The organism is Rhodopila globiformis, assembly GCF_002937115.1.
GTDB classification, from domain to species: Bacteria; Pseudomonadota; Alphaproteobacteria; order Acetobacterales; family Acetobacteraceae; genus Rhodopila; species Rhodopila globiformis.
Genome location: NZ_NHRY01000272.1, coordinates 1 through 25,899 on the forward strand (window position 1 = coordinate 1; position 25,899 = coordinate 25,899).

A 25,899-nucleotide genomic window follows, 5' to 3' on the forward strand; every position below is an offset into this window, starting at 1 on the left:
CGAACTCGGCCGTGAAAACCCCCAGCGCCCATGGTACTGTGCCTCAAGGCACGGGAGAGTCGGTCGCCGCCAGGTCGTCCAATCCACTCTGGTCCCCTCTCCCCATCCAACGCGGGGTGGAGCAGCCTCATCCCCCAAGCCGATACACCCGGCTTTCCGTCATCAGCAGAACGTCCTGCCCAGGCAGCGTCTTCACTTGCGACGGGCTGATCCGCAATCTGCCGATCCAAAACGAACTCTGGTTCAGAGCGCCTCAGTTGCCTAATATAAGGGCTGCGGCCGACGCATCATTGCGTGGGTTCGCCCTGACCCACACCACCGCCACCCCGACAACAAATCCCTGCGCAGAAGCCAGGCCTGCCTGTTCGCGGCTCAGCGCCCATCAGCCAAGGTTCCCCAGGCCATCAACGTTCCACTCCCCCTGTCCCCGCACATCTCGCCGGCCGAAGCTGCCATCGAGGCCGCCGGCGTCGACGTGGCGACGCACGAAATGCCCCAACTCATCCGTCTGGTCGCCCGCCGTTTGCCGGCGGACCGAGCCACCGTACGGAACGCCCTCTGCGACGTCCGCCGCAAGACATGGCGGGCGCGTCTGAACGCCTTCGTCAGCCACACCGGGCGACACTGGATCCTGCCAGCCGACGTACAGGCCGCCGCGAACGCCGTCGACGACCCCGAAACCACCGCGGAAACCCTGGGCGCGACCCTCGATCGCATCGTCGCGGACCGCCTGCGTCAGGCCGGTTCCACGCCCGAAGCCGCGCTGGACGCCATCGCCGCCGAACTTGCCGACGCCTCCCGGGCATCCTCCTCTCCCGACCAGCATGCGAACCTGGCGGAAGCCGTCGCCGTCGCGCACGGGCTTGCGCCGGATGCCGTCGGCCGCTTTCGCGCCGCCGCCCGCAACACCGCCCTCGCCCGCCGCCAGGACCAGCGCGCCAGCGAAAAGCACGCCCGTGACCTGCGGCGCGAGGAAGTGCGCCGGCTCCGCGCCTGGGAACGCAGCCTGGTCGAATTCAACCAGGTGCCCGCCCTGCTGGGCTGTTCTCGCAAGGAAGCCTTGCGCTGGATCACGGCGAAGCTGATCCCGGTCGCCCGCCGCGTCGCTTCGAAGGCCGGCGAGCGCTGGGAATTCGATCCCGCCGAGCTCGAACGCCTGCGCCAGGACGTGCCGGCCTGGCGCGAGGCGGAGCGTCTCTTCCCCCAACCCGGCGGCCCCCTCGCCGCGCCGGCGCTGAAAATCGGCCGCGCCGCCAACGCGGCCGTCGCCAAGGTCGCCGCCCTGGACCGCTACGCCGCGCATTTCACCACCGCCCGCGCGCTGGACCGCCGTATCACCCTGATCACCGGGCCGACCAACAGCGGCAAGTCGCACATGGCGCTGGACCGCCTCGCCGGCGCCGACACCGGGATGGCCCTTGCCCCGCTGCGCCTGCTGGCGGCCGAGTTCCGCGAAGCCCTGGAGGCACGCGGCGTTGCCGCCTCGCTCACCACCGGCGAGGAACGCATTCGCGTGCCGGGTAGCCGCCATCTCGCGGCCACGGTGGAGATGTGCCCGTTCCAGACGCCGGTCGATGTCGCCCTGGTCGACGAGGCGCAGATGCTGCACGACCGCGACCGCGGCGCCGCCTGGACGGCCGCGATCATGGGCGCGCCGGCGCGGCACGTGTTCGTGCTGGGCGCGCCCGACGCGGTGCCGATGATCCGGCGCATCGCCACGCTCTGCGATGATCCGATCGATGAAATCTCGCTCCAGCGCAAAACCCCGCTGAAGGCGGCGCGCAAGCCGTTCGCCCTGGCCGAGCTTGGCCCCGGCGACGCGCTGGTCGCCTTCTCCCGCCGCGACGTGCTGGCCCTGCGCGCGGGACTGATCCACCGCGGCAAGCGGGTCGCCGTGGTGTACGGCGCCCTCAGCCCCGAGGTCCGCCGCGCGGAGGCGGCGCGGTTCAACCGCGGCGACGCCGACATCCTGGTCTGCACCGACGCCATCGGCATGGGCCTGAACCTGAACATCCGCCGCGTGATCTTCAGCACGCTGCGCAAATTCGACGGCCAGCAATCGCGCGACCTGACAGCGCAGGACGTCAAGCAAATCGGCGGGCGCGCCGGCCGCTTTGGCATGCACGACGTCGGCATCGTCGGCGTCCTGGGCGGCGCCGGCAGCCCGGACTTCGTCCACCACATGCTGGCGACGGCCCCGATGCCGCCCGAGGACCTGCGTCCGCTGGTGCAGCCCGATGCCGACATCGTCGCGGCCGTGGCGGCGGAAATCGGCTCCGACAGCCTGTTCGGCGTGCTGGCGCGCATCCGCCGGGCGGTGCTGCGCAAAGACGATCCGAATTACCGCCTGGCCGATCTGGCGCAGCCGATGGAGATCGCCGCCGTGGTCGACGGCGTCGGCGGCCTGAGCCTGGAGACACGCTGGACCTACGCCATGTGCCCGATCGACGAGCGGGATTACGGCATCGCCCGCCTCGCCCGCTGGGCACAGGAACATGCTGCCGGCCATGACGTCCCGCCGCCGCTGGCCGGGCACCTGCCGTCGCCCGACCGTGCCCAGCACCAGCAACTGGAGCGCGTGGAGAAAATCTACAAGCGCCTGGTCGCCTGGCGCTGGATGTCGCAGCGCTTCCCCGGCATCTACCAGGACCACGACACGGCCGAGGCCGAACGCCTGCGCCTCGACGCCTGGATCGAGAAGGTCCTGAGCCAGCAGCGCCGCGGCCGGGCCGCCCTGGCGGCATAAACCAACCGAAGCGGGAAACGTCCCGGCCTGACGCTGACGGGTCCGCCATCATCCGCGCTGGCGGCCGGCAAAACGCCGGTTCAATCGCCTCTCGCCTCCGCGGCTGCCGCCTCCGCCCGGCGGCGGATGTTCTGCCACAGCCGCAATTCCCGCCGCGCGTCCGCCAGGGCGCGATGCGCCGGCGCGGCCGTCTCGAACCCCTCCCGGGCCGCAGCCAGAATGGCGTCAACCAGGGCCGCACGCTCGCCTGCCGCGATCCCCGCCATCGCAAGGATGTCGTCAGCCGTCCTGCGCTGCGCCTCCTCGGTATCGCGCAGGCGCAGCGCATGGCGCGGCAGGCCCGAGGCCCGGAGCAGCAGGCTCAGCCAGTGCCCGTCCCACGATGGTGCCGACGCATACAACGCTTGTCCGGAGAGCATCTCCAGCATGCGGGCGGCGACCGCCGCGTGCGGCGCGCCCTCACGCCACAGGCGGTCGAGGGCGATGCCGTGGATGCGTTCGGCATCGGCGCTCCATTCCTCCCAGCCCGGTGCCGGGCGGATCAGGAAGCCCATTTCGCTGCCGTCCTCCGCCGCCCAGCCGACTTCGATCGGGAAACCGTGGCGGCCCAGGCTGCTGGCCTCGAAATCCACGAACACGATCATGGCTGCCATCCCACGTCTGCGGACATCCGGCACTGAGCGATCAATTCCATCCTCTCATCCAATTGTAGCGGCAGCAACGTGCCTGATCGTGGAAGGTGCCGGCTGTCCGCTCCACCAGGCAACCCGGCATTCGACCCCGACGTTGCCGGATCAACCATGCCGAGGCTCGCCATGCCGCGTAACGCCTATGACATCCTGTGGGCGGAGGCCGTCTCCACCCTGGCCCGCATCGATCGCCTGCACCGCGATTTTTTCCACCCCGATCCGGCCGGCTGGGAACCGCCGGTGGACGTGTTGGAGACACGGGACGAACTGATCATCATTGCCGCCCTGCCGGGCGTCCATGCCAGCGAAGTCGAGATCGCGATGCACGACGGCAGCCTCGCCATCGTCGGCGTCCGCCGTCTGCCCGCCTGCCTGCAACGCGCCCGCGTGCATCGCCTGGAACTGCCGCACGGCCGGTTCGAGCGCCGGGTCCCCATTCCGCCCGGCCGCTACGAGCTGACAAGGCGGGACCTGGAGGACGGCCTGCTGATGCTGACGCTGCGGAGGCACGTGTGATGGACGTCGACCCACCCGTGACAGCCGATCAGGGCACCGACGAACTGCTGCTGGTGCCGGTGCGTGAGCTTGTCCTGTTCCCCGGCGTGGTCCTGCCGCTGCTGGCCAACCGCCCGGGGCTGGAGGCAACCTTGCAGGAAGCGGCGCGGACCTCGCGCCCCCTCGCCGTGGTGCTGCAACGCGACGCGACGACCGAGACGCCCGGCCTGTCCGACCTGCATCCCATCGGCTGCGAGGGGCGGATGCTGCGCTACATCGCCGGCCGCGACGGCCTGCATCACGCCATCGTCCAGGGCGCCAGCCGCATCCGCCTGCTGGACATCGTGAACGGCTCCGACCCCCGCGCTGTCCGCGTCGAGCGCATCCCCGAGCCGCAGCCCGGCGGCGCCGACATCGACGCCCGCTTCCACCAGTTGCGCGAACGGTCGCTGGAAGCGCTGAGCCTGCTGGAGAATTCCCCGCCCGAACTGGCGGCGGCCGTCCAGTCGGTCGAGCAGCCCGGCCAGCTTGCCGACATGGCGGCCAGCCTGATGGACCTTTCCCCCACCGAAAAGCAGGAGATCCTGGAAACCATCCCGCTGCTGCCCCGGCTGGACCGGGTGCTGTGGCGCCTCGCCTACCGGCTGGAGGTGCTGCGCCTGTCGGCCGACATCGGCAAGCGCACGCGCGAGACCATGGCCGGCCGGCAGCGCGAGTTCATGCTGCGCGAGCAGCTTCGGGCCATCCAGAAGGAACTCGGCGAGGACGAAGGCGGCTCATCCGAACTGGCCGATCTGCGCGCCGCGCTGGACGCGGCGGGACTGCCGGAGGAAGTCAGGAAGCAAGCAGACCGTGAGCTGGGCCGGCTGGAGCGGATGCCGGAGGCCAGCCCAGAGACTGGCATGGTCCGCACCTACCTGGAGTGGCTGTCGGAACTGCCATGGAAGCTGGCAGACGATCCCGGCATCGACATCGCCGAGGCGCGCCGCGTGCTCGACCAGGACCACCATGACCTGGAGAAGATCAAGCGCCGCATCCTGGAATTCCTGGCGGTGCGCAAGCTAAACCCGGACGGGCGTGGGCCGATCCTGTGTTTCATCGGGCCGCCGGGGGTCGGCAAGACCTCGCTGGGGCAATCGATCGCGCGGGCCATCGGCCGGCCGTTCGTGCGCGTCAGCCTGGGCGGCGTGCACGACGAAAGCGAGATCCGCGGGCATCGCCGCACGTATATCGGCGCCCTGCCCGGCACCATCATCCAGGCGATCCGCCGCGCCGGCTCGCGCGCCTGCGTGATGATGCTGGACGAAATCGACAAGCTCGGCGCCGGCGGCTTCCAGGGCGATCCGGCCTCGGCGCTGCTGGAGGTGCTGGACCCCGAGCAGAACGCCACGTTCCGCGACGCCTACCTGGCGGTGCCGTTCGACCTCAGCCGGGTGCTGTTCATCGCCACCGCCAACCAGATGGACACGATCCCCGCGCCGCTGCGCGACCGCATGGAGGTGGTCTCGCTGTCCGGCTACACCGAGGAGGAAAAGCTCGTCATCGCCCGCCGCTACCTCGTGCCGCGGCAGCGCGGGCGCAACGGGCTGAAGCCGGAGCAGATGGAGATCAGCGACGCGGCACTGGGCGCCATCATCCGCGGCTACACGCGCGAAGCCGGCGTGCGCAACCTGGAGCGCGAAATCGGCGGCGTGATGCGCCACGTCGCATCCCTGTTCGCCGAGGGCCGGACCGAGCCGATGCGCATCGGCCCGGACGATTTGGCCGCGATCCTCGGCCCGGTGCGGTTCGAGCCGGAGGTGGCCGAGCGCGCCGCCATGCCCGGCATCGCCACCGGCCTGGCCTGGACGCCCGTCGGCGGCGAGATCCTGTTCATCGAAAGCACCCGCATGCCCGGCAACGGCAGGCTGATCCTGACCGGGCAGCTTGGCGACGTCATGAAGGAGAGCGCGCAGACCGCACTCAGCCTGCTGAAGTCGCGCGCCGCCGGCCTGGGGATCGAGCCGGCGCTGTTCGAGCGAAGCGACATCCACGTGCATGTGCCGGCGGGGGCGATCCCGAAGGACGGTCCCTCGGCCGGCGTGGCGATGTTCATGTCGCTGTCATCGCTGATGGTCGGCCGCGCGGTCGATCCGGCGATCGCCATGACCGGCGAGATCAGCCTGCGCGGCATCGTGCTGCCCGTCGGCGGCATCCGCGAGAAGGTGGTGGCGGCCGAACGGGCCGGCATCCGCACGGTGATGCTGCCCGCCCGCAACCGGCGCGACTACGAGGACATCCCCGCCAGTGCCCGCGACCGGCTGAAGTTCGTCTGGCTGGAAACGGTGGACGACGCCATGGCGGCGGCGATGCCGGTCGCGCCGGTGGCGGGGGCCGGGTAAACAGCCTGGCGCAGCGACGGCAGACCGCAGGTAAGTTGAGAGGGCCTGCGGCGTGCGTTCACCGTCCGTCATGGCCGGACTCGTCCGCTCCCTCACCATCATGGTCGGGCGTGTCCCGGCCATCCACCCCCCACCGTCGAACCGCAGATGGCCGGGACACGCCCGGCCATGGCGGTGAGGCAATGGACCCCGCCTGCAGCCCGCAGTAGCAGTGCTATCAGGCGTCGGCGGTCGCCTTCCGCTCGAACCGCTTGCGCTCATTCGGGTCCAGATAGCGCTTGCGGAGGCGGATGGCGGTCGGCGTCACCTCGACCAGTTCGTCGTCCTCGACATAGGCGATGGCCTGTTCCAGGCTCATTTTCCGCGGCGGGATCAGCAGCATCGCGTCATCCTTGCCGGCCGCGCGGATGTTGGTCAGCTTCTTTTCCTTGATCGGGTTGACTTCCAGGTCCGACTCCCGGCTGTGCTCGCCCAGGATCATGCCCTGGTACACCTTGTCGCCGGGGGTGACGAACATGGTGCCGCGTTCCTGGATGTAGTACAGCGCGTAATGCACGGCATCGCCGTTCTCGGTCGAGATCAGCGCCCCGGCCCGCCGCCCTTCGATCGCCCCCTTCCACGGACCATAGCCGGCGAACAGCCGGTTCATGATGCCGGTGCCGCGGGTATCCGTCAGGAACTCGCCATGGTAGCCGATCAGGCCGCGGCTGGGGATGTGGAAGGTCAGCCGCACCTTGCCGCCGCCCGACGGCCGCATGTCGCGCAGGTCGCCCTTGCGGCGGGACATCTTCTCCACCACGACGCCGGTGTAGGGCTCGTCCACGTCGATCAGGACGTCCTCCATCGGCTCCTCGCGCTCCCCGGTTTCCGCGTTGCGCCGGGTCAGCACGCGCGGGCGGCCGATGGTCAGCTCGAAGCTTTCGCGGCGCATCTGCTCGATCAGCACGCCAAGCTGCAGCTCGCCGCGGCCGGCGACCTCGAATGCCTCGGTCTCGTTGGAGTCGGTCACCTTGATCGCGACGTTGCCCTCGGCCTCGCGCATCAGGCGCTCGCGGATCTGGCGGGAGGTGACCTTCTTGCCGTCGCGGCCGGCCAGCGGGCCGTCGTTGATGCGGAAGGTCATCGCCAGCGTGGGCGGATCGACCGGGATGGCTTCCAGCGGCCCGGACAGTTCCAGCGCGCCGATGGTGTCGGGGATGGTGCCCTCGGACAGGCCGGCCACGGCAATGATGTCGCCGGCCTCGACCTCATCCACCGGCACCCGCTCCAGCCCGCGGAACGACAGCAGCTTGGTCATGCGGCCGGTTTCCACCACGCTGCCGTCCTGGCGCAGCACCTTCACCGGCATGTTGACCTTGCCGACGCCCTGCTCCACCCGGCCGGTCAGCACGCGGCCGAGGAAGTTGTCGTATTCCAGGATCGAGGCGACCATGGCGAACGGCAGGTCCGGCTTCACCTTCGGCGCCGGCACGTGCTGGACCATCAGGTCGAACAGCGCGCTGAGGTCCTGCCGCGGCCCGTCCAGCGTCGGATCGGCCCAGCCGTTGCGGCCCGAGGCGTACAGCATCGGGAAGTCGAGCTGGTTGTCGGAGGCGCCGAGGGCGGCGAACAGGTCGAAGATTTCGGTGTGCACCTCGTCCGGGCGGGCGTCCTGGCGATCGATCTTGTTGACCACGACGATCGGGTTCAGACCGCGCGCCAGCGCCTTGCCGACGACGAACTTGGTCTGCGGCAGTACGCCCTCGGCGGCGTCGACCAGCACCAGGGCGCCGTCCACCATGTTCAGGATGCGCTCGACCTCGCCGCCGAAATCGGCGTGGCCGGGGGTGTCGACGATGTTGATGCGGACGTTGTTCCACACCACCGAGGTGCACTTCGCCAGGATGGTGATGCCACGCTCCTTTTCCAGGTCGTTGCGGTCCAGCGCCCGCTCGGCCACCGCCTGGTGTTCACGAAACGCGCCTGACTGGCTGAGAAGCTTGTCCACAAGAGTGGTCTTGCCATGGTCGACATGCGCGATGATGGCAACGTTTCGAATTTGCATAAGAGCCTGACTGTGTGGGTATGGTGCGGCGCACAGATAGGGGGTAAGGGCGGCGGATACGAGGGGAAAAAAAGACACGCTGCAGCAGACCGCAGGCCGGTTGAGGCGGGGCGACGGCGCGCCCCCTCGTCATGGCCGGGCGTGTCCCGGCCATCCACCCCCCGCCGTCGCAGCGCAGATGGCCGGGACACGCCCTACGGGATGCACACATCTCGGAAACGGTCTGCCGCTGCGTTTCCCTTTCGTCATGGCCCGGCTTGTCCGGGCCACCTATTCCAGCACTTGTGCCGCGACAGGTGGCCCGGACAAGCCGGGCCATGACGATGGGGGAACGCTCTTGGCGCCCAGGCAAGCACTTGATTTTACGGTCATTTCCGACTCGGTTCTAGGATGTGTGCATTGCGTAGGGACACGCCCGGCCATGACGAGGGGGGCAGACTGCCGCGTCGCCGCCTTCACGGTAGAGGTCAACGCCGATCCCCGTGCTGCCGCCGATCGGCTGGGGTCAGGGATCACCTTGAGCCTGGGGAGGAAGAATCACGGCACTCGAGACAGATTCGGCTTGGTTACCGACAAATCGCTGACTTCACGCATCCTGTTCCCGGAGGTGTGCAGGACGCTCGAGACTGTCGGCAATCTCTTCCGCGCGGTCCGCCATGCGATTCAACTGGTTATCGAGCCTGTCGTCGGGCTTGCCGTCTGCCGTGATGCTGCCGAGCTTTGCCCGCAGCTCCGCCATTTCATCAGCCATGATAAGGGAAGCCATGACGAGCATTCTTGCTTCGCCGCTCGGTCCCGCGCTGGCTCGTATTCTCTCGACATACCGATTGACCTCCGCACCCATCAACTCGAGATGCCGTTCTTCGCCATCTCTACAGCCAATGGTGTATGCGTAGCCGTTAATGCGCAACATTATCTGGGCCATCGCGTCTTCTCCGGTAACCTGCGATCTGTCGTCAAGCCTCTAAAAAACAAGACTACCTCATCTCGGCATTCCCGGTCCATAGTACTACAATTGAGCTTCTTCATCCGGCTCCCCATCTATGTCCTGGAACGGTCCACCGGCGTGCCGTGATGAACTTGATCTCCTGAAGCAACGGCTTGGGTCTCTGTTCGTTCGCCCGGAGCCGCGGCGGCAGGCGGGGCTGTATCTCGAAGCCCTGCTGAGCGGGGCGCAGCGCAAGAACGGCTGGCAACTGGCGGAACAGATCGGCGATGCGCGGCCCTGGCGCACCCAGCGCGTGCTCAGCCACGTGCAGTGGGACCAGGATGCGGCGCGCGACATCTGCCGCGACTACGTGATCGAGCACCTCGGCCGCTCCGATGCCGTGCTGGTGGCCGACGAAACGGGATTCCTGAAGAAGGGCACGCACTCCGCCGGGGTGGCGCGGCAAGACTGCGGCACCGTGGGCCGGATCGACAACTGCCAGATAGGCGTGTTCCTCGCCTACGCCAGCGACAAAGGGCATGCGCTGATCGACCGCGCGCTCTACCTGCCCGAAGCCTGGTGCGCGGACGCCGCACGGCGGGAAGAGGCGGCCATCCCGGAGGCGGTGGTATTCGCCACCAGGCCGGTGCTGGCCAGGCAGATGATCGAGCGCGCGCTCGATGCCGGCGCCCCCTGCGCCTGGGTGCTGGTGGACGCGCACCTTGAGGACCCTGAACTGCGCGCGGCGCTCCAACGCCGCGCGCAGGCTTTCGTGCTGACGGTGCGCAGCAATGAGCCGGTCTGGGCGAGACCGGCCAAGGCTCCAACCAGTCGCTTGCAACTGGCTGGAAGGCCAGCCGAGGGGGTGCGGGAGAAGAAGTCAGGGTGCTACACCGCGGCCGAACTGGCGGCAGCCCATCCTGCCAATGCCTGGCGGTGCCACCCGGCCGGTGCCGGGACCAAGGGCGAATGCCTCTACGACTGGGCACGCGTGCCCCTGGCGCACCTGGGCGGGCCGGCGCATCGCGGACCGGCGCACTGGCGGCACTGGCTGCTATTCCGGCGCGATCGCCAGGACCCCGGCGACCTGTCGTACTACCTGGTCTTCGCCCCGGCGAACACCGCCCTTGCCACGCTGGCGCGGGTCGCATGCCTACGCTGGACGATCAAGGACTGCTTCGAGATCGCCAGGCAGGAGGTCGGCCTCAACGACTATGAGGTTCGCTCCTGGCAAGGTTGGTATCGCCACATCACGCTGGCCATGCTTGCCCTCGCCTTCCTGATGGCCATGCAGGCCGGGCTCAGCGCATCACCACCGCAGAGCGAGGACGGTTCCGCGGCGTGACACGCGGCTTCCTTCAAACCGGAATTGGCCCGGAACCGGCGTTGAACGATCAGCCAGGCCGGCCAGTCCCCTGCTTACGCACACACCGATCGCACCCACGCGCACGCCTCATCGATCGCCGCGCCGGCCTTGTCCACGATCCCGGGGGCGAAGAAGAACCCGTGGTTCATCCCGTCCCAGCGCGTTAGCACCGTCGGCACGCCGGCCTCCTGCAGGCGCTGGGCGTAGGCCTCGCCCTCGTCGCGCAGCGGATCGTATTCGGCGGTGACGACAAACGCTGGCGGCAGGCCGCTCAGGTCCGGCGCCCGCAACGGGCTGGCATATGGATGTGCCGCATCCCACCGGGCGGCCAGGTAGTGGTCCCAGAACCAGATCATCCCGTCCCGGGTCAGCCCATAGCCTTCGGCGTTCTCCATCATCGACGGCGTGCCGGGATCATAATGGTCGGTCACCGGATAGACCAGCAACTGGCCGAGCAGCTTCGGGCCGCCCTCGTCGCGGATGCGCAGCGCGGTCACCGCCGCCAGGTTGCCGCCCGCGCTGTCGCCGGCGATCACCACCCGCCCCGGGTCCGCGCCCAGCGCCGCAGCATTGGCGACCGCCCAGCGGGTTGCCGCCAGGCAGTCATCCGTCGCCGCCGGGAATTTCGCCTCCGGCGCCAGGCGGTAATCCACCGAGACGACGACACAGCCAGCCCCGGCGCACAGGTTGCGGCACATGCCGTCATGCGTATCCAGGCTGCACACCACGAAGCCGCTGCCGTGGAAGAACACCATCAGCGGGAACGGCCCCCGCGGGGACGACCCATGCCCCGGCGGCGTGTAGATCCGCAGCCCGAGCGACCCGGCCGGCCCCTGCATGTCGCGGTTGACCACGCACGCCACCTTGGGGATGCGCAGGCCCGGGAAGTCGCGCGCGGCGAACTGCTCGCGTGCTTCGGCCACCGTCAGCGTATGCAGCGGCGGCAGGGTGGCGCGCAGGTCCAGCAACTGCTGGACCTGGGGATCGACCGGCATCTCACACCACCTCGAACAGGCCGGCCGCGCCCATGCCGCCGCCGACGCACATCGTCACCACCACCAGCCGGGCCCGCCGCCGCCGGCCTTCAATCAGCGCGTGGCCGATCATGCGGGCGCCGGACATGCCATAGGGGTGGCCGATGGAGATGGCGCCGCCATCGACATTCAGCTTCTCCTGGTCGATGCCGAGCCGGTCGCGGCAGTACACCACCTGGCAGGCGAACGCCTCGTTCAGCTCCCACAGGTCTATGTCCTTGACCCGCAGGCCGTGCTTGTGCAGCAGCCTGGGCACGGCGAACACCGGGCCGATGCCCATCTCATCCGGCGCGCAGCCGGCCACCGCCATGCCGCGGTAGACGCCCAGCGGCCGGATGCCGCGGCGCTTGGCCTCCGCCTCCTCCATCAGCACCGCGGCCGAGGCGCCGTCGGACAGTTGCGAGGCGTTGCCCGCGGTGATGTACTTCCCTTCCTTGACCGCCTGCCCGTTGGCAAACACCGGCTTCAGGCTGGCGAGGCCCTCCAACGTGGTGTCGGGGCGGTTGCCCTCGTCCTTTTCCAGCGTCACCAGCTTGCGGCTGGTTTCGCCGGTCGCCTTGTCGGTGACCAGCATCTCGGTCGGCATCGGCACGATCTCGGCGTTGAAGCGGCCGGCCTGCTGCGCCGCGGCGGTGCGCTGCTGCGACAGCAGGGCGTATTCATCCTGCGCCTCACGGGAAATCCCATAGCGGTCGGCGACGATCTCGGCGGTTTCGATCATCGGCATGTACAGGCCGGGGAAGCGGGCCGCCAAATCCGGGTCCTGGCCGCGCGCGCGGTTGATGGCATTGGTCTGCACCAGCGAGATCGATTCCAGCCCGCCGCCGACGGTGATCTGCATGTCGTCGTGAATGACCTGCTTGGCGGCGATGGCGATCGCCATCAGGCCCGAGGCGCACTGGCGATCGACCGACATGCCCGCGACCGTCTCCGGCAGCCCGGCGCGCAATGCGCACTGACGCGCGACGTTGAACCCCTGCGAGCCCTGTTGCAGCGCCGCGCCCATCACCACGTCCTCGACCTCGGCCGGGTCAATGCCGGCGCGTTTGACCGCCTGGGCGATGACATGGCCGCCGAGCGCCTGGCTCTGTGTATCATTGAAGGCGCCCCGGTAGGCGCGGCCAATCGGGGTGCGGGCTGTGGAGACGATGACAGCGCAACGCATGGGACAGTTCCTTGTTATCTTTCCGAACAGTATGGGCATTTCATCGAGTCATTTGAAGACATATCGGCTGCACCCGGCCGTGTCCCATGGCGTCTGAGACCCTGCAACCGGCGGCCGAGCCCACCGCGCCCAACCTGTTCCTGACCGTCTTCCCGTCGATCATGCTGCCGATGTTCCTGGCGGCGCTGGACCAGACGATCGTCGCCACCGCCCTGCCGTCGATTGCCGGATCGTTGGGCGACGTGCAGCGGGTTTCCTGGGTTGTTATCGCCTACCTCGTTGCCAACACGATCGCCGCACCGGTCTACGGGCGGCTGGGCGACGCCGTCGGCCGCAAGCGGATGATGTTCCTGGCGCTGGGCGTCTTCGTCGCCGGTTCGGCATTGTGCGCGTTGTCAACATCGATTCTGCTGCTGACAGCCTCGCGGCTTTTGCAGGGCGCGGGCGGCGGCGGGCTGATGACCCTGTCGCAGGCGCTGATCGCCGAGGCGGTGCCGCCGCGTCAGCGTGGCAAGTACCAGGGATACCTCTCCGGCATGTACGCCACCGCGGCGACGTTCGGCCCGGTGGCGGGCGGCTGGCTGACCCAGGCGTTCGGCTGGCAGTCGGTGTTCCTGGTCAACCTGCCGCTGGGCCTGCTGGCGGCGCTGCTGGTCATGCGGCTGCCGGCGCATCCCGGTCGAGGCGCCTCGCTGCGGTTCGACATCTGGGGCACGGTGTTCTTCGCCGGCTTCATTGCGCCGCTTCTGCTGGCCATGGAGCAGGCGCAGCATCTCGACCGGCGCGTCCTGCCGGCGGTGGCGGGGCTGCTGGCGCTGGCGGTGGCCTCGGTGGCGATGCTGCTGCGGCAGGAGCGGCGGGCCGCGGAGCCTCTGCTGCCGATCCAGCTTTTCCGCCAGGCGGGGATCTGGCGGACCGACCTGCTGTCGGCTGTCGTCGCGGCGCAGACGGTGTCGCTGGTGGCGTTCCTGCCGATGTACTTGCAGGTGGTGCGCGGCGCGGGCACGGCGCAGTCCGGGCTGCTGCTGCTGCCGCTGACCCTGGGCGTTTCGCTGGGCTCGCTGTTCTGCGGGCGGGTGATCGCGGCGACCGGGCGGACGGCGATCATGCCGTCCATCGGCCTGGTGGTCAGCGCCACCATGCTGCTGTCGCTGGCGGCGTTCGCGCCGCGCCTCGGCGACACGGCGGTGATCGCCATGCTGGGCGTCGCCGCGGCCTGCACCGGGACGGTGATGCCGGTGGTGCAGATGACGGTGCAGGTGGTGGCCGGCCCGCGCTTCCTGGGCGCGGCGGCGGCGTCGGTGCAGTTCTCCCGTTCCGTCGGAGCGTCGATCGGCACGGCGCTGGTGGGGGCGGTGCTGTTCGCCATGCTGGCGGCGGCGGACCCGCACACGGCCGCGATGTTCGCCGGCCTGGTGCAGGAAGGGCCGCGGGCGCTGGCCGCGCTCCCCGAGGCGCAGCGCCTGGCGGTGCGGGGCGAGATCGCCGACGCGTTCCGGGCGGCGTTCCTGACGATCGGGTGCTTCACGACCGGCGGGATGCTGCTGGCGTGGTGGCTGCCGGTGCGGCGGATCTGAGGGCTGGGTCGCGATGCGGCCGTTCTCTCACCGTCATGGCCGGGCGTGTCCCGGCCATGACGGTGAGAGAACGGCCATGGGCTGCAGAGCGACGACCACGCGCCGCCAGCCTGCCGGCGCCCTGTCTGGCAGTTGAGGCCCGCTACCCGCGTGCCGCCACCCCGAGCCGCCCGGCCATCTCCTGGATGAACTGCCACGCCACGCGCCCCGACCGGCCGCCGCGGGTGACGGACCATTCCACCGCCTCGGCATGCAGCGCCTCCTGGCCGATCGGCAGGCCGAGATCGGCCGCATAGCCGTCGATCATCGCCAGGAACGTCGGCTGGTCGCAGTTGTGGAAGCCGAGCCACAGCCCGAAGCGGTCGGACAGCGACACTTTCTCCTCGATCGACTCGTGCGGGTTGATTGCGGTGGAGCGCTCGTTCTCGATCATGTCGCGCGGCATCAGGTGGCGGCGGTTGGAGGTGGCGTAGAACAGCACGTTGTCCGGCCGCCCCTCGATGCCGCCGTCCAGCACCGATTTCAGCGCCTTGTAGTCGGCGTCCTCCTTCTCGAAGGACAGGTCGTCGCACAGGATCAGGCAGCGGCGGCTTTCCGGGCGCAGCAGGTTCAGCAGGTCGGGCAGGGTGCGGATGTCCTCGCGGTGGATCTCGATCAGCACCAGGGTGCCGGGCTTCTCCTGGTTCGCCACCGCGTGCGTCGCCTTGACCAGTGACGACTTGCCCATGCCGCGGGCGCCCCACAGCATGGCGTTGTTGGCCGGCAGGCCGCGGGCGAAGCGCAGGGTGTTCTCCACCAGGATGCCCTTCTGCCGATCGACGCCCTTCAGCAGGCCGATGTCGACGCGGGAAACCTTATGGACCGGTGCGAGGTGCGCCGGGGATGGGTGCCATACGAATGCATCGGCCTGCGTCAGGTCCAAAGGCGCGGCTGGTGGCGGCGCCAGGCGCTCCAGCGCGTCGGCGATGCGGGTCACCAGGTCGATCAGGCGATGTTCCATACGGTCGGTATCCGAATAGCTTGACGAAAAGAGGGCGGAAACTATGGTCCGCCCCGTTTCATCGCAAGGACTTGTGCACTCATGAACCCGTTCATCCTGATTCCGCCAGCCTATGCCCAGGACGCGTCCGGGTTCGTGGCAGGCGTCGTGCAGTTCGCGCCGCTGATCCTGATCTTCGCGGTGTTCTATTTCCTGCTGATCCGCCCGCAGCAGCAGAAGCAGAAGGAGCTGCGCAACATGCTGGCGGCGATCAAGCGCGGCGACAAGGTCGTCACCGGCGGCGGCATCATCGGCACTGTGCAGAAGGTGCCGATGGTGCAGGACAAGAACGGCAAGCAGGTCCCGTCCACCGAGATCGAGGTCGAGATCGCGCCGAACCTGCGCGTGACGGTGCTGCGGGAGACGATTGCCAGCGTCGTCAGCCCGGTTCCCGCGAACGACACCAAGCCGCTGAAGGGCCGCGCATCCTGATCCGGAGCTGATCCGCAAGCAGTCCTGGCCACGGCGCCGCCGTCGATCGCGGCGCCGCTTTCCACGCCTGGAAGCCGCGGGGAGCCTTGTACCGCCTCCGCGACCGGCGCGGCATTGCCGTCCCGTATAGCCTTGTTCCTGTGGCAGGCTGGTTCACACTGCGATCGCATCCGGGCTGCCCGGACATGCGTTGTCGCGCTCTGTCACATAATGGCGATCGACTGCACCATTTCTGTCACTATTTCTGCTGCGGTGGCATCATGCCGGCCCGTGAGTAACGGATTCCTGTCGCACCGGCGACAAACAGTTCAGCAGGAATGGGTTGCCATGCGTTCGCTTGATCCTTTGGTGCGACACTGGGCACGCGGCCTCGTTGTCCTGCTGCCGCTGCTGGCCCCGGTCAAGGCCATAGCCGAGATGACATTCAGCACCGATCTCGCCTGGCCGGGCCTGACCCACGACGACGTTGAGCGCATGCATGCCGCGGCCGCCCGGCTCTACGAAGGCCATTCGATCGGCACGATCGAGCGGTGGCGCAACCCCGACACCAAGACCGCCGGGGAGGTCAGGCTGGTCCGCAGCTTCGAGGCGCACAAGATGCAGTGCCGCACGATCGACTACACGATCCGGTTCGAGGTCGTCAGGGACCTGCCGCGCCACTACGTCCTGAACTGGTGCAAGTTGCCCGACGGCGACTGGAAGATCGTCGAACTCGTCCCGCCCCGCTGAGCGGAGCCCGCTTCCGCAGGCCAGGATGCCGTCCCAACGCAAGCCCGTGCCCGGGCACGGGGAACACGACCTCAGCCGGAGCCGATGATGAGGATACCAGCCGCTCTCCTGGTTTGTACCGCACTGCCGCTGCTGGGCAGTTGCGCCGGGACGCCGCCGCACGCGGGCCAGCCCACGGCGCAGGGTCAGTCGATGCAGCAGATGCTGGCGGACGTGAATGTCGTCCGCAGCTATGTCTACGGCGGCACCAGCCAGGGTGACGCCGAGCGGGCCGCGACCGACCTGGTGTCCTGGTCGCAGCGCATGGCAGAGCTGTTTCCGCCCGGCCAGGCCTCGAAGGAGTATGTCGACATGAGCCCCCAACGGGCCGGCAAGGCGCCGGCAGCCATGCAGCAAGCCGCGGGACAGCTTCTGTCCGTGGTCCGCACGGGCAGCCGGGCGGCCGTCGGCACCCAGCTTGCGCAAACCGAGCGCGATGGCTGCGGCACCTGCCATCTGAGCGACGCCCGATGATCCCGCCGGGCGGTGTCATCACAACCGGCTGGCATTGACATGGGTCAATCCCGCCAGATGATCCTGATTGTCAGATGGTTGTTGCAGGTCAATTCCGGTTCAGGCGTCATGATGCGTGCTTCGATCGGCGAGGCTCTACGACTGACCGCGCTGCTCCTCGTAGGTTTCCTGGCCGGCTGCGCCACGCCGCCGCCGCCAAGCGAGCCCGAGGCCCTGGCGGATTTCCGCGCCAACAATGATCCGCTCGAGCCGACGAACCGCGTCCTTTATGCGATCAACAACGGCCTCGACACGGCCATCGTCCGGCCCGTGGCCCGGGCTTACCGTGCCGTGTTGCCCCAGCCGGTGCGGAACGGCGTCCACAACGCCCTGACGAACATGGACGCGCCGATCCGGCTGGTGAACGACATGCTGGAGGGAAAGCCGCGGCGCGCCGGCGACACCGCCATGCGCTTCGTGATCAACTCCACCGTCGGCGTGCTGGGGATCTTCGATGTCGCGGCCCGGCTGGGCTACCCGGGCCACGATGCCGACCTGGGCATAACGATGGCGCTGTGGGACGTGCCGGACGGGCCGTACCTGTTCGTGCCGCTGATCGGGTCGTCCAACGTGCGCGACTTGCTGGGATACAGCGTGGATGTCACGGCCAATCCGTTGAACTGGGTCGGGCAAGGCGCCGCGGTCACGGCGCTGGTGTGGGCGCGCGTCCCCGTCGCCGGGATCGATGCGCGGGACCGCAACGACAACCTGATCGAAACGACGAAGCGAACGGCCCTGGATCCGTACGCGACGTTCCGCAGCCTCTACCAGCAGTCCCGGCACGCCACGATCCAGGAGGTGCGCAACGACCATCGCGCCACCATCCCGATGTGGTTTCCGCAGGCCTCGGCTGGTTCCGCCGACAGCGGGAAATAGCCGGTACGGCGTTTCGACCGGCGGCCTGGTTGCGCCGCTGTCGCCGCATCGTTGCGGAGCCGACCGCGCGGCGCGCCATCGATGAGGTTTATCAATGACGCCGGGCCCGGTCCGTGCCTGAGTGGCCGGCAAGAGGGCCCGGGTCTTGTATCGCCGCCGCAATTGCCTCTCGTCCAATGCAGCCCGCCGTCGCCGGCTGGTTCGCTGCGTGCTGGGCACCTGCCTCGCCCTGGCCGGCACCCCGGGGCGTGCCGATGAGCCGGACGTCAAAATCGGCGGCTTCCCCAGCATCGATTTCCGCAACCTGCCCTTCATCCTGATCCCGGAAGTCGGCACCGATCCCAATGCCGGAACGACCGTCGGGCTGATGCCGGTGTTCCTCAAGACCGACGAGCAACGCGAGATCCGGCAGATCATCGCGCCGGACGTGATCTACAACCCGTATTTCGGCTTCGGCGCCCGCGGGCGCATCTTCGGCTACCCGTCCGACGATACGCGCTGGTCTGTGGTGGGCGGCGCCGATCAGCGGGTGGAACGGAGCTTCGGCGCCACCTATGCCACCGGCCTGACCCGGCAGGGTGACTGGTCGTGGTCGCTGCAGGCCGTCTATGACGTCAACGGCACGGGCCGCTTCTTTGGCATCGGCAACAGCTCCAGTCTCGCCAACGAAACGACCTATGTGAACGAGACGGGGTATCTGGCAGGACGCATCGGCTGGAACCTGAACCCCGCGTGGCAGTTCGCCTACAGCGTGTTGCCGCGCGTGGTGAACATCGGCGCCGGTGTGATCAAGGGCGTGCCGTCAATCCAGACGGTGTTCCCGGTCCAGGGCCAGCTTGGCACAGGCTACGACTTCCTGAACATGGTGTCCGTCACCTTCGATACCCGCGATTCGCTGGATATCCCAAGCCGCGGCACCGAAGTCGTTGCCTATGCCGGGCTGGCGCCCGGGCTGCTCGGCGGATCGGCCTCCACCTCCTATACGGTGATGGGCATCGACGGGCGCAATTACTGGCACGTCGCCGATAACCTGATCGTCGCCAGCCACGCGGCCTTCCGCTACATGCCCAGCACGCCGGACGCGCCGTTCTGGGTCCAGAGCAGCCTGGGCGGCGACCGCAGCTTCCTCGCCGGCGCGCAGCCGCTGCGCGCCTTTGGCGCCGGCCGCTTCATCGACCGCAACTTGTTCTCGGCCAGTATCGAGCTGCGCCGCAAAGTGCTGGAACTGGACCTGTTTTCCACGAACCTCAATGTCGAGCTGGCGCCGTTCGCCGAGGTCGGACGGGTGTTCCACAACATGGGCGACAACCCGTTTTCCGCGCTGCATACAGCGGTAGGGATGGGCTTCCGGGCCTACGCGCGGCCGTCGGTCGTCGGCTATGTCGACGTCGGCTACGGCAGCGAGGGGACGGCCGTGTTCTCCGGCGTCAGCTATCCGTTCTGACCCCATTGGCTGGCAGTCCGGGGCATTCCGTGCTGGGATGGCGCCGGGATGAAACCGACAGTGCGGATCAGCAATTTTGATGGTCCGCCCAGGGGAGCACAATGGCAATCGGCGCGATCGACTGCGACATCCACCCGGGCGTGCCGGACATCAAGGCCCTGCTGCCGTACATGAACGAGTTCTGGCAGGAATCCTTCGTCGCCCGCGGCCTGGACGGGTTCGACATGATGTCCTACCCGCTGAACGCGCCGATCACCTGCCGCCCGGACTGGAGGGTGGCCGGCGAACGCCCGGGCGGCAGCCTGGCGGCGATGCGCAGCCAGGTGCTGGACAGGTTCGGCATCGGAACGGCCATCTGCAATCCGCTGACCGGCGGTCAGGTCGCGCTCAGTGAAACCATGGGCGCGGCGATCTGTTCAGCTGTCAATGACTGGATCAAACAGCACTGGCTGGACCAGGAGCCGCGGCTGCGCGCCTCGATCGTCGTGCCGGCGCAGGCGCCGCTGCTGGCCGCCGAGGAGATCGATCGTTGCGCCGGCGACCACCGCTTCGTGCAGATCCTGATGCCGGTTGCGTGTGAAATGATGCTCGGCCGGTCCTACTACTGGCCCGTCTACGAAGCGGCGGTGCGTCACAACCTGCCCATCGGCATCCATGCCGGCAGCATGTACCGATATGCGCCGACGTCGACCGGCTGGCCGTCGCACTATATGCACGACTACGTGGCGCAGTCGCAGACGTTCGAGGACCAGTTGCTGTCGCTGATCAGCAACGGCGTGTTCAACAAGTTTCCAACGCTACGGATCGTGCTGCTGGAATCCGGCGTCTCCTGGCTGCCGGCTTTCCTGTGGCGCGCGATCAAGACCTGGCGCGGCGTGCGGGCCGAGGTGCCGTGGGTCAACCGTTCCCCGGCCGAGATCATCCGCGCGAACGTCCGCCTGACCATCCAGCCATTCGACGCGCCCGACGGCGCGACGGTGCAGCGCCTCGTCGAGCAGATCGACGCCGACGACATGCTGCTGTTCGCCTCCGACTATCCGCACTGGCAGTTCGAGGGCGACGCGATCATGCCGCCCGGGCTGCCGGACGACCTGCAGCGGCGGATCCGCATCGACAACCCGCTGCAAACCTATCCCCGTCTGAAGGAGACCGTGCCATGAACGCTCCCGTCGAGGCCCCGGCCCGCGCGGCCGGCAGCACGCTGGGCATCATCGATTGCGACATTCACCCGTATCCGAAACCCGGCGCCTTCAACCAGTACCTGTCCGAGCGCTGGCGCAGGCACCTGGCCGAGTACGGCAAGTTCAACTGCGGGCCGTACGCCGATCGCGGCACCTATCCGCGGTTCCAGCCGAACCTGTCGCGGCGGGATTCGTGGCCGCCGGGCGGCGGGCTGCCGGGGTCGGATATCGGCTTCCTGCGCGAACAACTGCTCGACCGCTACAACATCGCCTATGGCGTCCTGGAGCCGCTGCTGGGCGCCAACACCTCCCGCAACCTGGATGAGGCCGCGGCGCTGTGTGGCGCGATGAACGACTGGCAGGCGCACGACTTCGTCGATCCGGAGCCGCGGCTGCGCGCCTCGATCCTGGTGCCGCAGGACGATCCGGCCGCCTCGGTCAAGGAGATTGAGAAGCGCGCCGGCGACTGGCGGTTCGCGCAGATTCAGCTTGGCTCGAAGACGACCGAGCCGGTCGGTCGGCGGCGCTACTGGCCGATTTTCGCCGCGGCGCAGGCGAACAACCTGTCGATCGGGCTGCATGTCGGCGGCACGCTGAGCAGCGCGCCATCCGCCGGCGGCTGGCCGCAGTTCTACATCGAGGATCACCACGTGCTGGTGCACTCGATGCAGAACCAGGCCGCCAGCCTGATTCTGAAGGTGGTGATGATCGAGGGCGGCTTCGGCTGGGCGCCGCAGCTTGCCTGGCGGCTGGACGCGCACTGGGCGAAGATGCGCGACGAGGCGCCGCTGCAGCGCAAGCCGTCGGAATACATGCGGACCAACCTGTGGTTCGCCACCCAGCCGGTGGAGGAGCCCGAGCATCCCGACGACCTGCGCCAGGTGTTCGAGTGGATCGGCTGGGACCGGATGGTCTTCTCCAGCGACTATCCGCACTGGGATTTCGACGATGCGCACACAGCGTTCCGGTTCCAGATGACCGAGCCGGAGAAGCGCCGGCTGTTCCGGGACAATGCGCTGGGTGTGTATACGTTCCGCTGACGCCGGGCCATGACGTGACAGGAATGACAGCGGCACACGTGGGATGATCCTGATGCCTGTCAGGCGCCACGGAACAGCGGCTGAGACGCATTCTCATCATTACGCTTCCTACTTGACGCCGCCGCCCCATCCGCCAAATACGCTCCCATGCGTAATTTCTCCGACCTCACCGAACGTGAAATCCTGGCGCTGGCCATCGCCAACGAGGAAGAGGACGGCCGTATCTACCTGGACATCGCCGAAGGCCTGCGCGCCGAATACCCCGGCAGCGCCAAGATGTTCACCGAAATGGCCGCCGAGGAAGGCGGCCACCGCCGCCGCCTGCTGGAGGTGTACCGCAGCAAGTTCGGCGAGCACATCCCGCTGATCCGCCGCCAGGACATCCGCGGCTTCATCCACCACAAGCCGGTCTGGCAGATGCTGCCGCTGAACCTCGACTCCGTGCGCCGCCTGGCCGAGGACATGGAGACCGAGACCCAGACCTTCTACCGCCGCGCCGCCGCCCGCAGCGAGGACGTCACCATCCGCAAGTTGCTCGGCGACCTCGCGGACGCCGAGGTGCAGCACGAACAGCGCGCCGACGAACTGCGTGAAGAAAATCTTCCCGCCGACGTGCGCCGGGCCGAGGACGCACACGCCCACCAGTCCTTCGTCCTGCGGGTAATCCAGCCGGGCCTGGCCGGGCTGATGGATGGCTCGGTCTCCACCCTGGCGCCGGTGTTCGCCGCCGCGTTCGCCTCCAACAACACCTGGCAGACGTTCCTGGTGGGCCTCGCCGCCTCGGTCGGCGCCGGGATTTCCATGGGGTTTGCCGAGGCGCTGTCGGACAACGGCAGCCTGACCGGCCGCGGCGCGCCGCTGATCCGCGGCGGCATCTGCGGCCTGATGACCACGGCCGGCGGCATCGGCCATACCCTGCCATTCCTGATCCCGAATTTCTGGACCGCCATGGCCGTCGCCATCGGCGTGGTGGTGGTGGAACTGGCGGTGATTTCCTGGATACGCTGGAAGTACATGGACACCCCGCCGTTGTCCGCGACCTTGCAGGTGGCGTTCGGCGGGGCGCTGGTGTTTGGCGTCGGGATCCTGATTGGCAGCGGGTGACCGCTGCCTATTGCCGCGTGCGCGGCCCTTTGACCAGGGCTGCCGCGGCCTCCGCGCCGCGGTGGGCGAGCAGCGACAACGTCGTCTGCTCGGCCGATACGGCGGGTGGCTTCCCGGGTTCCGGCGTGGGCTCCGGCGCTTTCTGTTGCAGCGCGGCCAGCTTGGTGTTGGCGTAGAGCAGCTTCTCCTGCGCGCGGGCGATGGCTTTCCGGAACGCGGTGTTGTCCCACTGCGTGTTCGCCGCGGACAGGGTGTGCGGCGCCCGCTCCCGCTCCCGCCGCCTTGCTTCCAGCGCCCTGGTGGACTTGTCCGACAGCGCGTTCATGGACAGCGCGCTGTCCTGCAGGTCCAGCATGACGTCCAGGTCCTGCGTCCGCACCGTCGCCGAGGCGCCCAGGCAGGCCAGCGCGGCGAAGTCATAGGCGACGATCTGCGCCGCAAGCTGCAATTCCTTTGGCGTCATCGGCGCATATTCGTCCAGCAGCGCGGCGGCCTCGCGCACGGCAACGGCGGCATCGTCCGTCCCGGTCATGAAGAATGGCGCCAGGGCGGCGGCGGCCTGTTCACGCAATGCGGGCGAAGGGGCGGGAATCGGGCTCATGGTGTCTCCGCGGGCAAGGGGATGTTCTAAGTTTGTTCGACAATTTCTACGTCAGGTTGTAAACAAACACAAGGAAAAAATGCTTGCCAGCTCGCCGGGTGCAAACCGGCGCGCAAACCGGCCGGGCGCGGCGCCGGGCGGCGGCCCTGACGCGGGCGGGACAAACATCCGCCATGTCACCAGAATTTGAACCGGGTGCCGCCGTGTCTTCCTGCAGCGAACCGGATCGGTGATCGGTCCGCTACCGTGTTTCCGGCCATTGTTCCCGAGAAATTCGCCACGTCCAACAACGGCACTCACAATCATGGCGATGTCAGATACCTGTTCCCACGCACCGCCCCGGACGACCCCCATATGGTCGATGACCTGCATACGGCCGCCTGCGCCGGCAGCCTGGTTGCCGATGCCGGCGATAGGCAGTTCACCAGGAACCAAGTACAAGGTTGACCGGTACAATAAATCAGGGAGAGCCAGATGACGGCCCAGGTCACCCGCAGCAATCCGCCGGCCGTACGCGAGCCCACCGGCTATACACATGCCATCCAGATTACCGGCGACGCCCGCCGCCTGATCATCTCCGGCCAGGTCGGCATGGCCCCGGACGGCACCGTGCCCACCAACGGCGAGGGCCAGATCGCTCAGGCCTTTGCCAACCTGCGCGCCGTGCTGACCGCCAACGGCATGGGCGTCGAGAACATCGTCAAGACCACCACGTTCCTGACCGACCGCGGCCTGCTGGACGTGTTCCGCGCCGCCCGCAAGGCGGTGTTCGCCGAGCATGTCCCGGCCTCGACCCTGCTGTTCGTCGCCGGGCTGGCCGATCCGCGCTGGATGGTGGAAATCGAGGCCGAGGCGGTGGAGTGAGATGGATCCGACCGCTCGGGACCTGATCCACCGCAACACCGTCGGCGATGCCGTCCGGCGGATGGCGCGGCTGTTCCGCGACCGCTCGGCGCTGGTGTTCAATGAGCGTGACTGGTCGTTCGCCGCGCTGGACCGCGCCGCCGACAGGGTGGCGCGGCATTTCGCCGGCATGGGGCTGCGGCCGGGCGACCGCATCGCCGCCTACGGGCGGAACTCGGACGGGTTCTTCATCACCTGGCTGGCCTGCGTGCGCGGCGGCTTCGTGCACGTGCCGGTGAATTATGCGCTGACCGGCGAGGAACTGTCCTACATCGTCCGCCAGTCCGGCGCCCGCCTGGTGGTGGCCGGCGCAGCGCTGGCGGGCAACCTGGCGGGGATCGACGCGGCCTCGTTCATCATGGAGGATATCGTCCCGATCGCGCTGAACCCCGACGCGCCGGTGGGGCTGGAGCCCGACCTGGATGACAACAGCCTGGGGCAGATCGTCTATACATCCGGCACCACGGCGGCGCCGAAGGGTGCGATGATGACGCACAAGGCGATGATGTCGCAGTACTACTCCGTCATCCATGGAATGGACTTCGCTGAAGCCGACCGCGCCCTGGCCGCCCTGCCGCTGTACCACACCGCGCAGACCCACGCCTTCACCATGCCGCAGCTCATGGTCGGCACGCGCACCGTCCTGATCGAGGCGCCGGTGCCGGAGCTTGTGCTGCGGCTGATCGAGCAGGAGCGGATTACCTCGTTCTTCGCCCCGCCCACGGTCTGGATCAGCCTGCTGCGGCATCCGGATTTCGCCGCCCGCGACCTGTCGTCGCTGGAGAAGGTGTACTACGGCGCCTCCATCATGCCGGTGCCGGTGTTGCAGGAATTGCGGCAACGGCTGCCGCGGATCCGTCCCTACAACTGCTATGGCCAGACCGAGATCGCGCCGCTGGCCACGATGCTGCGCCCGGAGGAGCACGACGCCCGCCCGGCCTCCTGCGGGCGGCCGTGCCTGAACGTGGAAACCCGCGTGGTGGACACAGACATGAACGACGTGCCGCCCGGCACGCACGGCGAGATCGTGCACCGCTCGCCGCATCTGCTGGTCGGCTACTGGGACAAGCCGGCGGAAACCGCCGAGGCCTTCGCCGGCGGCTGGTTTCATTCCGGCGACGTCGGCTATTTCGACGAGGAAGGCTATCTCTACATCGTCGACCGCATCCGCGACGTGATCAACACCGGCGGCGTGCTGGTGGCGAGCCGGGAAGTGGAGGAGGTCCTGTTCACCCATCCCGCCGTCTCGGAAGTCGCGGTGGTCGGCCTGCCCGACGACAAGTGGATCGAGGCGGTGACAGCGTTCGTGGTGCTGCGGCCGGAGCATACGGTGGACGAGGCAACGCTGGTGGCGCACGCGCGGGCGCATCTCGCGCCCTACAAGTTGCCGAAGAAGGTGGTGTTCGTGGACAATTTGCCGCGCAACACGGCGGGGAAACTGCTGAAGCGGGAGTTGCGGAAGCAGTATACCTGAATTCGCCGTCACGTGCTGTCGCTGGCGGGCAGGACGAATCGATAGCGAAGTACCCCGAGTTCCGGCGGTTCCGTAGGCACCGCCGGCAATCAAGCCGCC

General features: G+C 68.3%; 23 protein-coding genes. 15 read left to right on the forward strand and 8 right to left on the reverse strand.

Going from position 1 to position 25,899, the window contains the following annotated elements; all coding sequences use genetic code 11:
* Positions 1 to 490: 490 nt before the first annotated feature.
* Positions 491 to 2,746 (forward strand): helicase-related protein, encoded by a 2,256-nt coding sequence (locus tag CCS01_RS30815; protein ID WP_104522845.1) that lies wholly within the window; start codon positions 491 to 493, stop codon positions 2,744 to 2,746.
* Between the two features lie 80 nt (positions 2,747 to 2,826).
* Here the strand turns inward: CCS01_RS30815 and CCS01_RS30820 are convergent, their stop codons facing one another.
* Positions 2,827 to 3,390 (reverse strand): 3'-5' exonuclease, encoded by a 564-nt coding sequence (locus CCS01_RS30820; RefSeq protein WP_104523029.1) that lies wholly within the window; start codon positions 3,388 to 3,390, stop codon positions 2,827 to 2,829.
* A gap of 156 nt (positions 3,391 to 3,546) precedes the next feature.
* Between CCS01_RS30820 and CCS01_RS30825 the strand changes: the two genes are divergently transcribed.
* Together CCS01_RS30825 and lon are read left to right on the forward strand one after the other, a co-directional pair.
* On the forward strand, positions 3,547 to 3,951 hold the full coding sequence (locus CCS01_RS30825) for an Hsp20/alpha crystallin family protein (RefSeq protein WP_239992465.1): 405 nt from the start codon (positions 3,547 to 3,549) through the stop codon (positions 3,949 to 3,951).
* Positions 3,951 to 6,311 carry an endopeptidase La gene (lon, locus tag CCS01_RS30830; RefSeq protein WP_104522847.1) on the forward strand — a complete coding sequence of 787 codons (2,361 nt, stop codon included), beginning with the start codon at positions 3,951 to 3,953 and terminating at the stop codon, positions 6,309 to 6,311. The genes CCS01_RS30825 and lon overlap by 1 nt, the downstream gene beginning before the upstream one ends.
* Positions 6,312 to 6,528: 217 nt before the next feature.
* On the opposite strand, the gene typA is transcribed toward lon, so the two are convergent.
* Complete coding sequence (typA, locus tag CCS01_RS30835) at positions 6,529 to 8,355, reverse strand: translational GTPase TypA (protein ID WP_104522849.1); 1,827 nt, start codon at positions 8,353 to 8,355, stop codon at positions 6,529 to 6,531.
* A 586-nt stretch (positions 8,356 to 8,941) separates the two neighbouring features.
* Complete coding sequence (locus CCS01_RS30840) at positions 8,942 to 9,280, reverse strand: cell division protein ZapA (protein WP_104522851.1); 339 nt, start codon at positions 9,278 to 9,280, stop codon at positions 8,942 to 8,944.
* A gap of 118 nt (positions 9,281 to 9,398) precedes the next feature.
* On the opposite strand from CCS01_RS30840, the gene CCS01_RS30845 reads away from it, so the two are divergent.
* Positions 9,399 to 10,628, forward strand: coding sequence for an IS701 family transposase (locus tag CCS01_RS30845; protein ID WP_104522853.1), 1,230 nt, complete (start codon positions 9,399 to 9,401; stop codon positions 10,626 to 10,628).
* 74 nt (positions 10,629 to 10,702) lie between these two features.
* Here CCS01_RS30845 and CCS01_RS30850 read toward each other — a convergent pair whose 3' ends face one another.
* Both CCS01_RS30850 and CCS01_RS30855 read right to left on the reverse strand, forming a co-directional pair.
* A complete protein-coding gene (locus CCS01_RS30850; RefSeq protein ID WP_104522855.1) occupies positions 10,703 to 11,644 on the reverse strand; it encodes an alpha/beta hydrolase in 942 nt (313 codons plus the stop codon).
* Position 11,645: 1 nt separating this feature from the next.
* A complete protein-coding gene (locus tag CCS01_RS30855; RefSeq protein ID WP_104522857.1) occupies positions 11,646 to 12,848 on the reverse strand; it encodes an acetyl-CoA C-acyltransferase in 1,203 nt (400 codons plus the stop codon).
* A gap of 86 nt (positions 12,849 to 12,934) precedes the next feature.
* Between CCS01_RS30855 and CCS01_RS30860 the strand changes: the two genes are divergently transcribed.
* A complete protein-coding gene (locus tag CCS01_RS30860) occupies positions 12,935 to 14,425 on the forward strand; it encodes an MFS transporter (RefSeq protein ID WP_104522859.1) in 1,491 nt (496 codons plus the stop codon).
* A 142-nt stretch (positions 14,426 to 14,567) separates the two neighbouring features.
* On the opposite strand, the gene CCS01_RS30865 is transcribed toward CCS01_RS30860, so the two are convergent.
* Positions 14,568 to 15,425, reverse strand: a complete 858-nt coding sequence (locus CCS01_RS30865) for an ATP-binding protein (protein WP_104522861.1) — start codon at positions 15,423 to 15,425, stop codon at positions 14,568 to 14,570.
* Between the two features lie 81 nt (positions 15,426 to 15,506).
* On the opposite strand from CCS01_RS30865, the gene yajC reads away from it, so the two are divergent.
* From yajC to mbfA, 8 genes are all read left to right on the forward strand, one after another.
* Positions 15,507 to 15,896: a preprotein translocase subunit YajC gene (gene yajC, locus CCS01_RS30870; protein WP_104522863.1), complete on the forward strand. Its 390-nt coding sequence runs from the start codon at positions 15,507 to 15,509 to the stop codon at positions 15,894 to 15,896.
* Between the two features lie 327 nt (positions 15,897 to 16,223).
* Positions 16,224 to 16,625, forward strand: a complete 402-nt coding sequence (locus CCS01_RS30875) for a hypothetical protein (protein ID WP_104522865.1) — start codon at positions 16,224 to 16,226, stop codon at positions 16,623 to 16,625.
* A 192-nt stretch (positions 16,626 to 16,817) separates the two neighbouring features.
* Entirely contained in the window at positions 16,818 to 17,138 is a 321-nt protein-coding gene (locus tag CCS01_RS30880) for a cytochrome c (protein ID WP_158258703.1), read from the forward strand.
* A gap of 108 nt (positions 17,139 to 17,246) precedes the next feature.
* Positions 17,247 to 18,053: an MlaA family lipoprotein gene (locus tag CCS01_RS30885; RefSeq protein WP_158258704.1), complete on the forward strand. Its 807-nt coding sequence runs from the start codon at positions 17,247 to 17,249 to the stop codon at positions 18,051 to 18,053.
* A 208-nt stretch (positions 18,054 to 18,261) separates the two neighbouring features.
* On the forward strand, positions 18,262 to 19,497 hold the full coding sequence (locus tag CCS01_RS30890; protein WP_104522871.1) for a BamA/TamA family outer membrane protein: 1,236 nt from the start codon (positions 18,262 to 18,264) through the stop codon (positions 19,495 to 19,497).
* 101 nt (positions 19,498 to 19,598) lie between these two features.
* Positions 19,599 to 20,657: an amidohydrolase family protein gene (locus tag CCS01_RS30895; RefSeq protein ID WP_104522873.1), complete on the forward strand. Its 1,059-nt coding sequence runs from the start codon at positions 19,599 to 19,601 to the stop codon at positions 20,655 to 20,657.
* A complete protein-coding gene (locus CCS01_RS30900) occupies positions 20,654 to 21,718 on the forward strand; it encodes an amidohydrolase family protein (protein ID WP_104522875.1) in 1,065 nt (354 codons plus the stop codon). Before CCS01_RS30895 ends, CCS01_RS30900 begins: the two co-directional genes overlap by 4 nt.
* Before the next feature lie 147 nt (positions 21,719 to 21,865).
* On the forward strand, positions 21,866 to 22,822 hold the full coding sequence (gene mbfA / locus CCS01_RS30905) for an iron exporter MbfA (protein ID WP_104522877.1): 957 nt from the start codon (positions 21,866 to 21,868) through the stop codon (positions 22,820 to 22,822).
* Positions 22,823 to 22,829: 7 nt separating this feature from the next.
* Here the strand turns inward: mbfA and CCS01_RS30910 are convergent, their stop codons facing one another.
* Both CCS01_RS30910 and CCS01_RS33360 read right to left on the reverse strand, forming a co-directional pair.
* Positions 22,830 to 23,423 (reverse strand): hypothetical protein, encoded by a 594-nt coding sequence (locus CCS01_RS30910; protein WP_146102055.1) that lies wholly within the window; start codon positions 23,421 to 23,423, stop codon positions 22,830 to 22,832.
* A gap of 51 nt (positions 23,424 to 23,474) precedes the next feature.
* Positions 23,475 to 23,795, reverse strand: coding sequence for a hypothetical protein (locus tag CCS01_RS33360; RefSeq protein WP_146102056.1), 321 nt, complete (start codon positions 23,793 to 23,795; stop codon positions 23,475 to 23,477).
* Between the two features lie 102 nt (positions 23,796 to 23,897).
* Between CCS01_RS33360 and CCS01_RS30915 the strand changes: the two genes are divergently transcribed.
* Both CCS01_RS30915 and CCS01_RS30920 read left to right on the forward strand, forming a co-directional pair.
* Positions 23,898 to 24,287 carry a RidA family protein gene (locus CCS01_RS30915; RefSeq protein ID WP_104522881.1) on the forward strand — a complete coding sequence of 130 codons (390 nt, stop codon included), beginning with the start codon at positions 23,898 to 23,900 and terminating at the stop codon, positions 24,285 to 24,287.
* A 1-nt stretch (position 24,288) separates the two neighbouring features.
* Complete coding sequence (locus tag CCS01_RS30920) at positions 24,289 to 25,800, forward strand: fatty acyl-CoA synthetase (RefSeq protein WP_104522883.1); 1,512 nt, start codon at positions 24,289 to 24,291, stop codon at positions 25,798 to 25,800.
* Positions 25,801 to 25,899 lie beyond the last annotated feature (99 nt).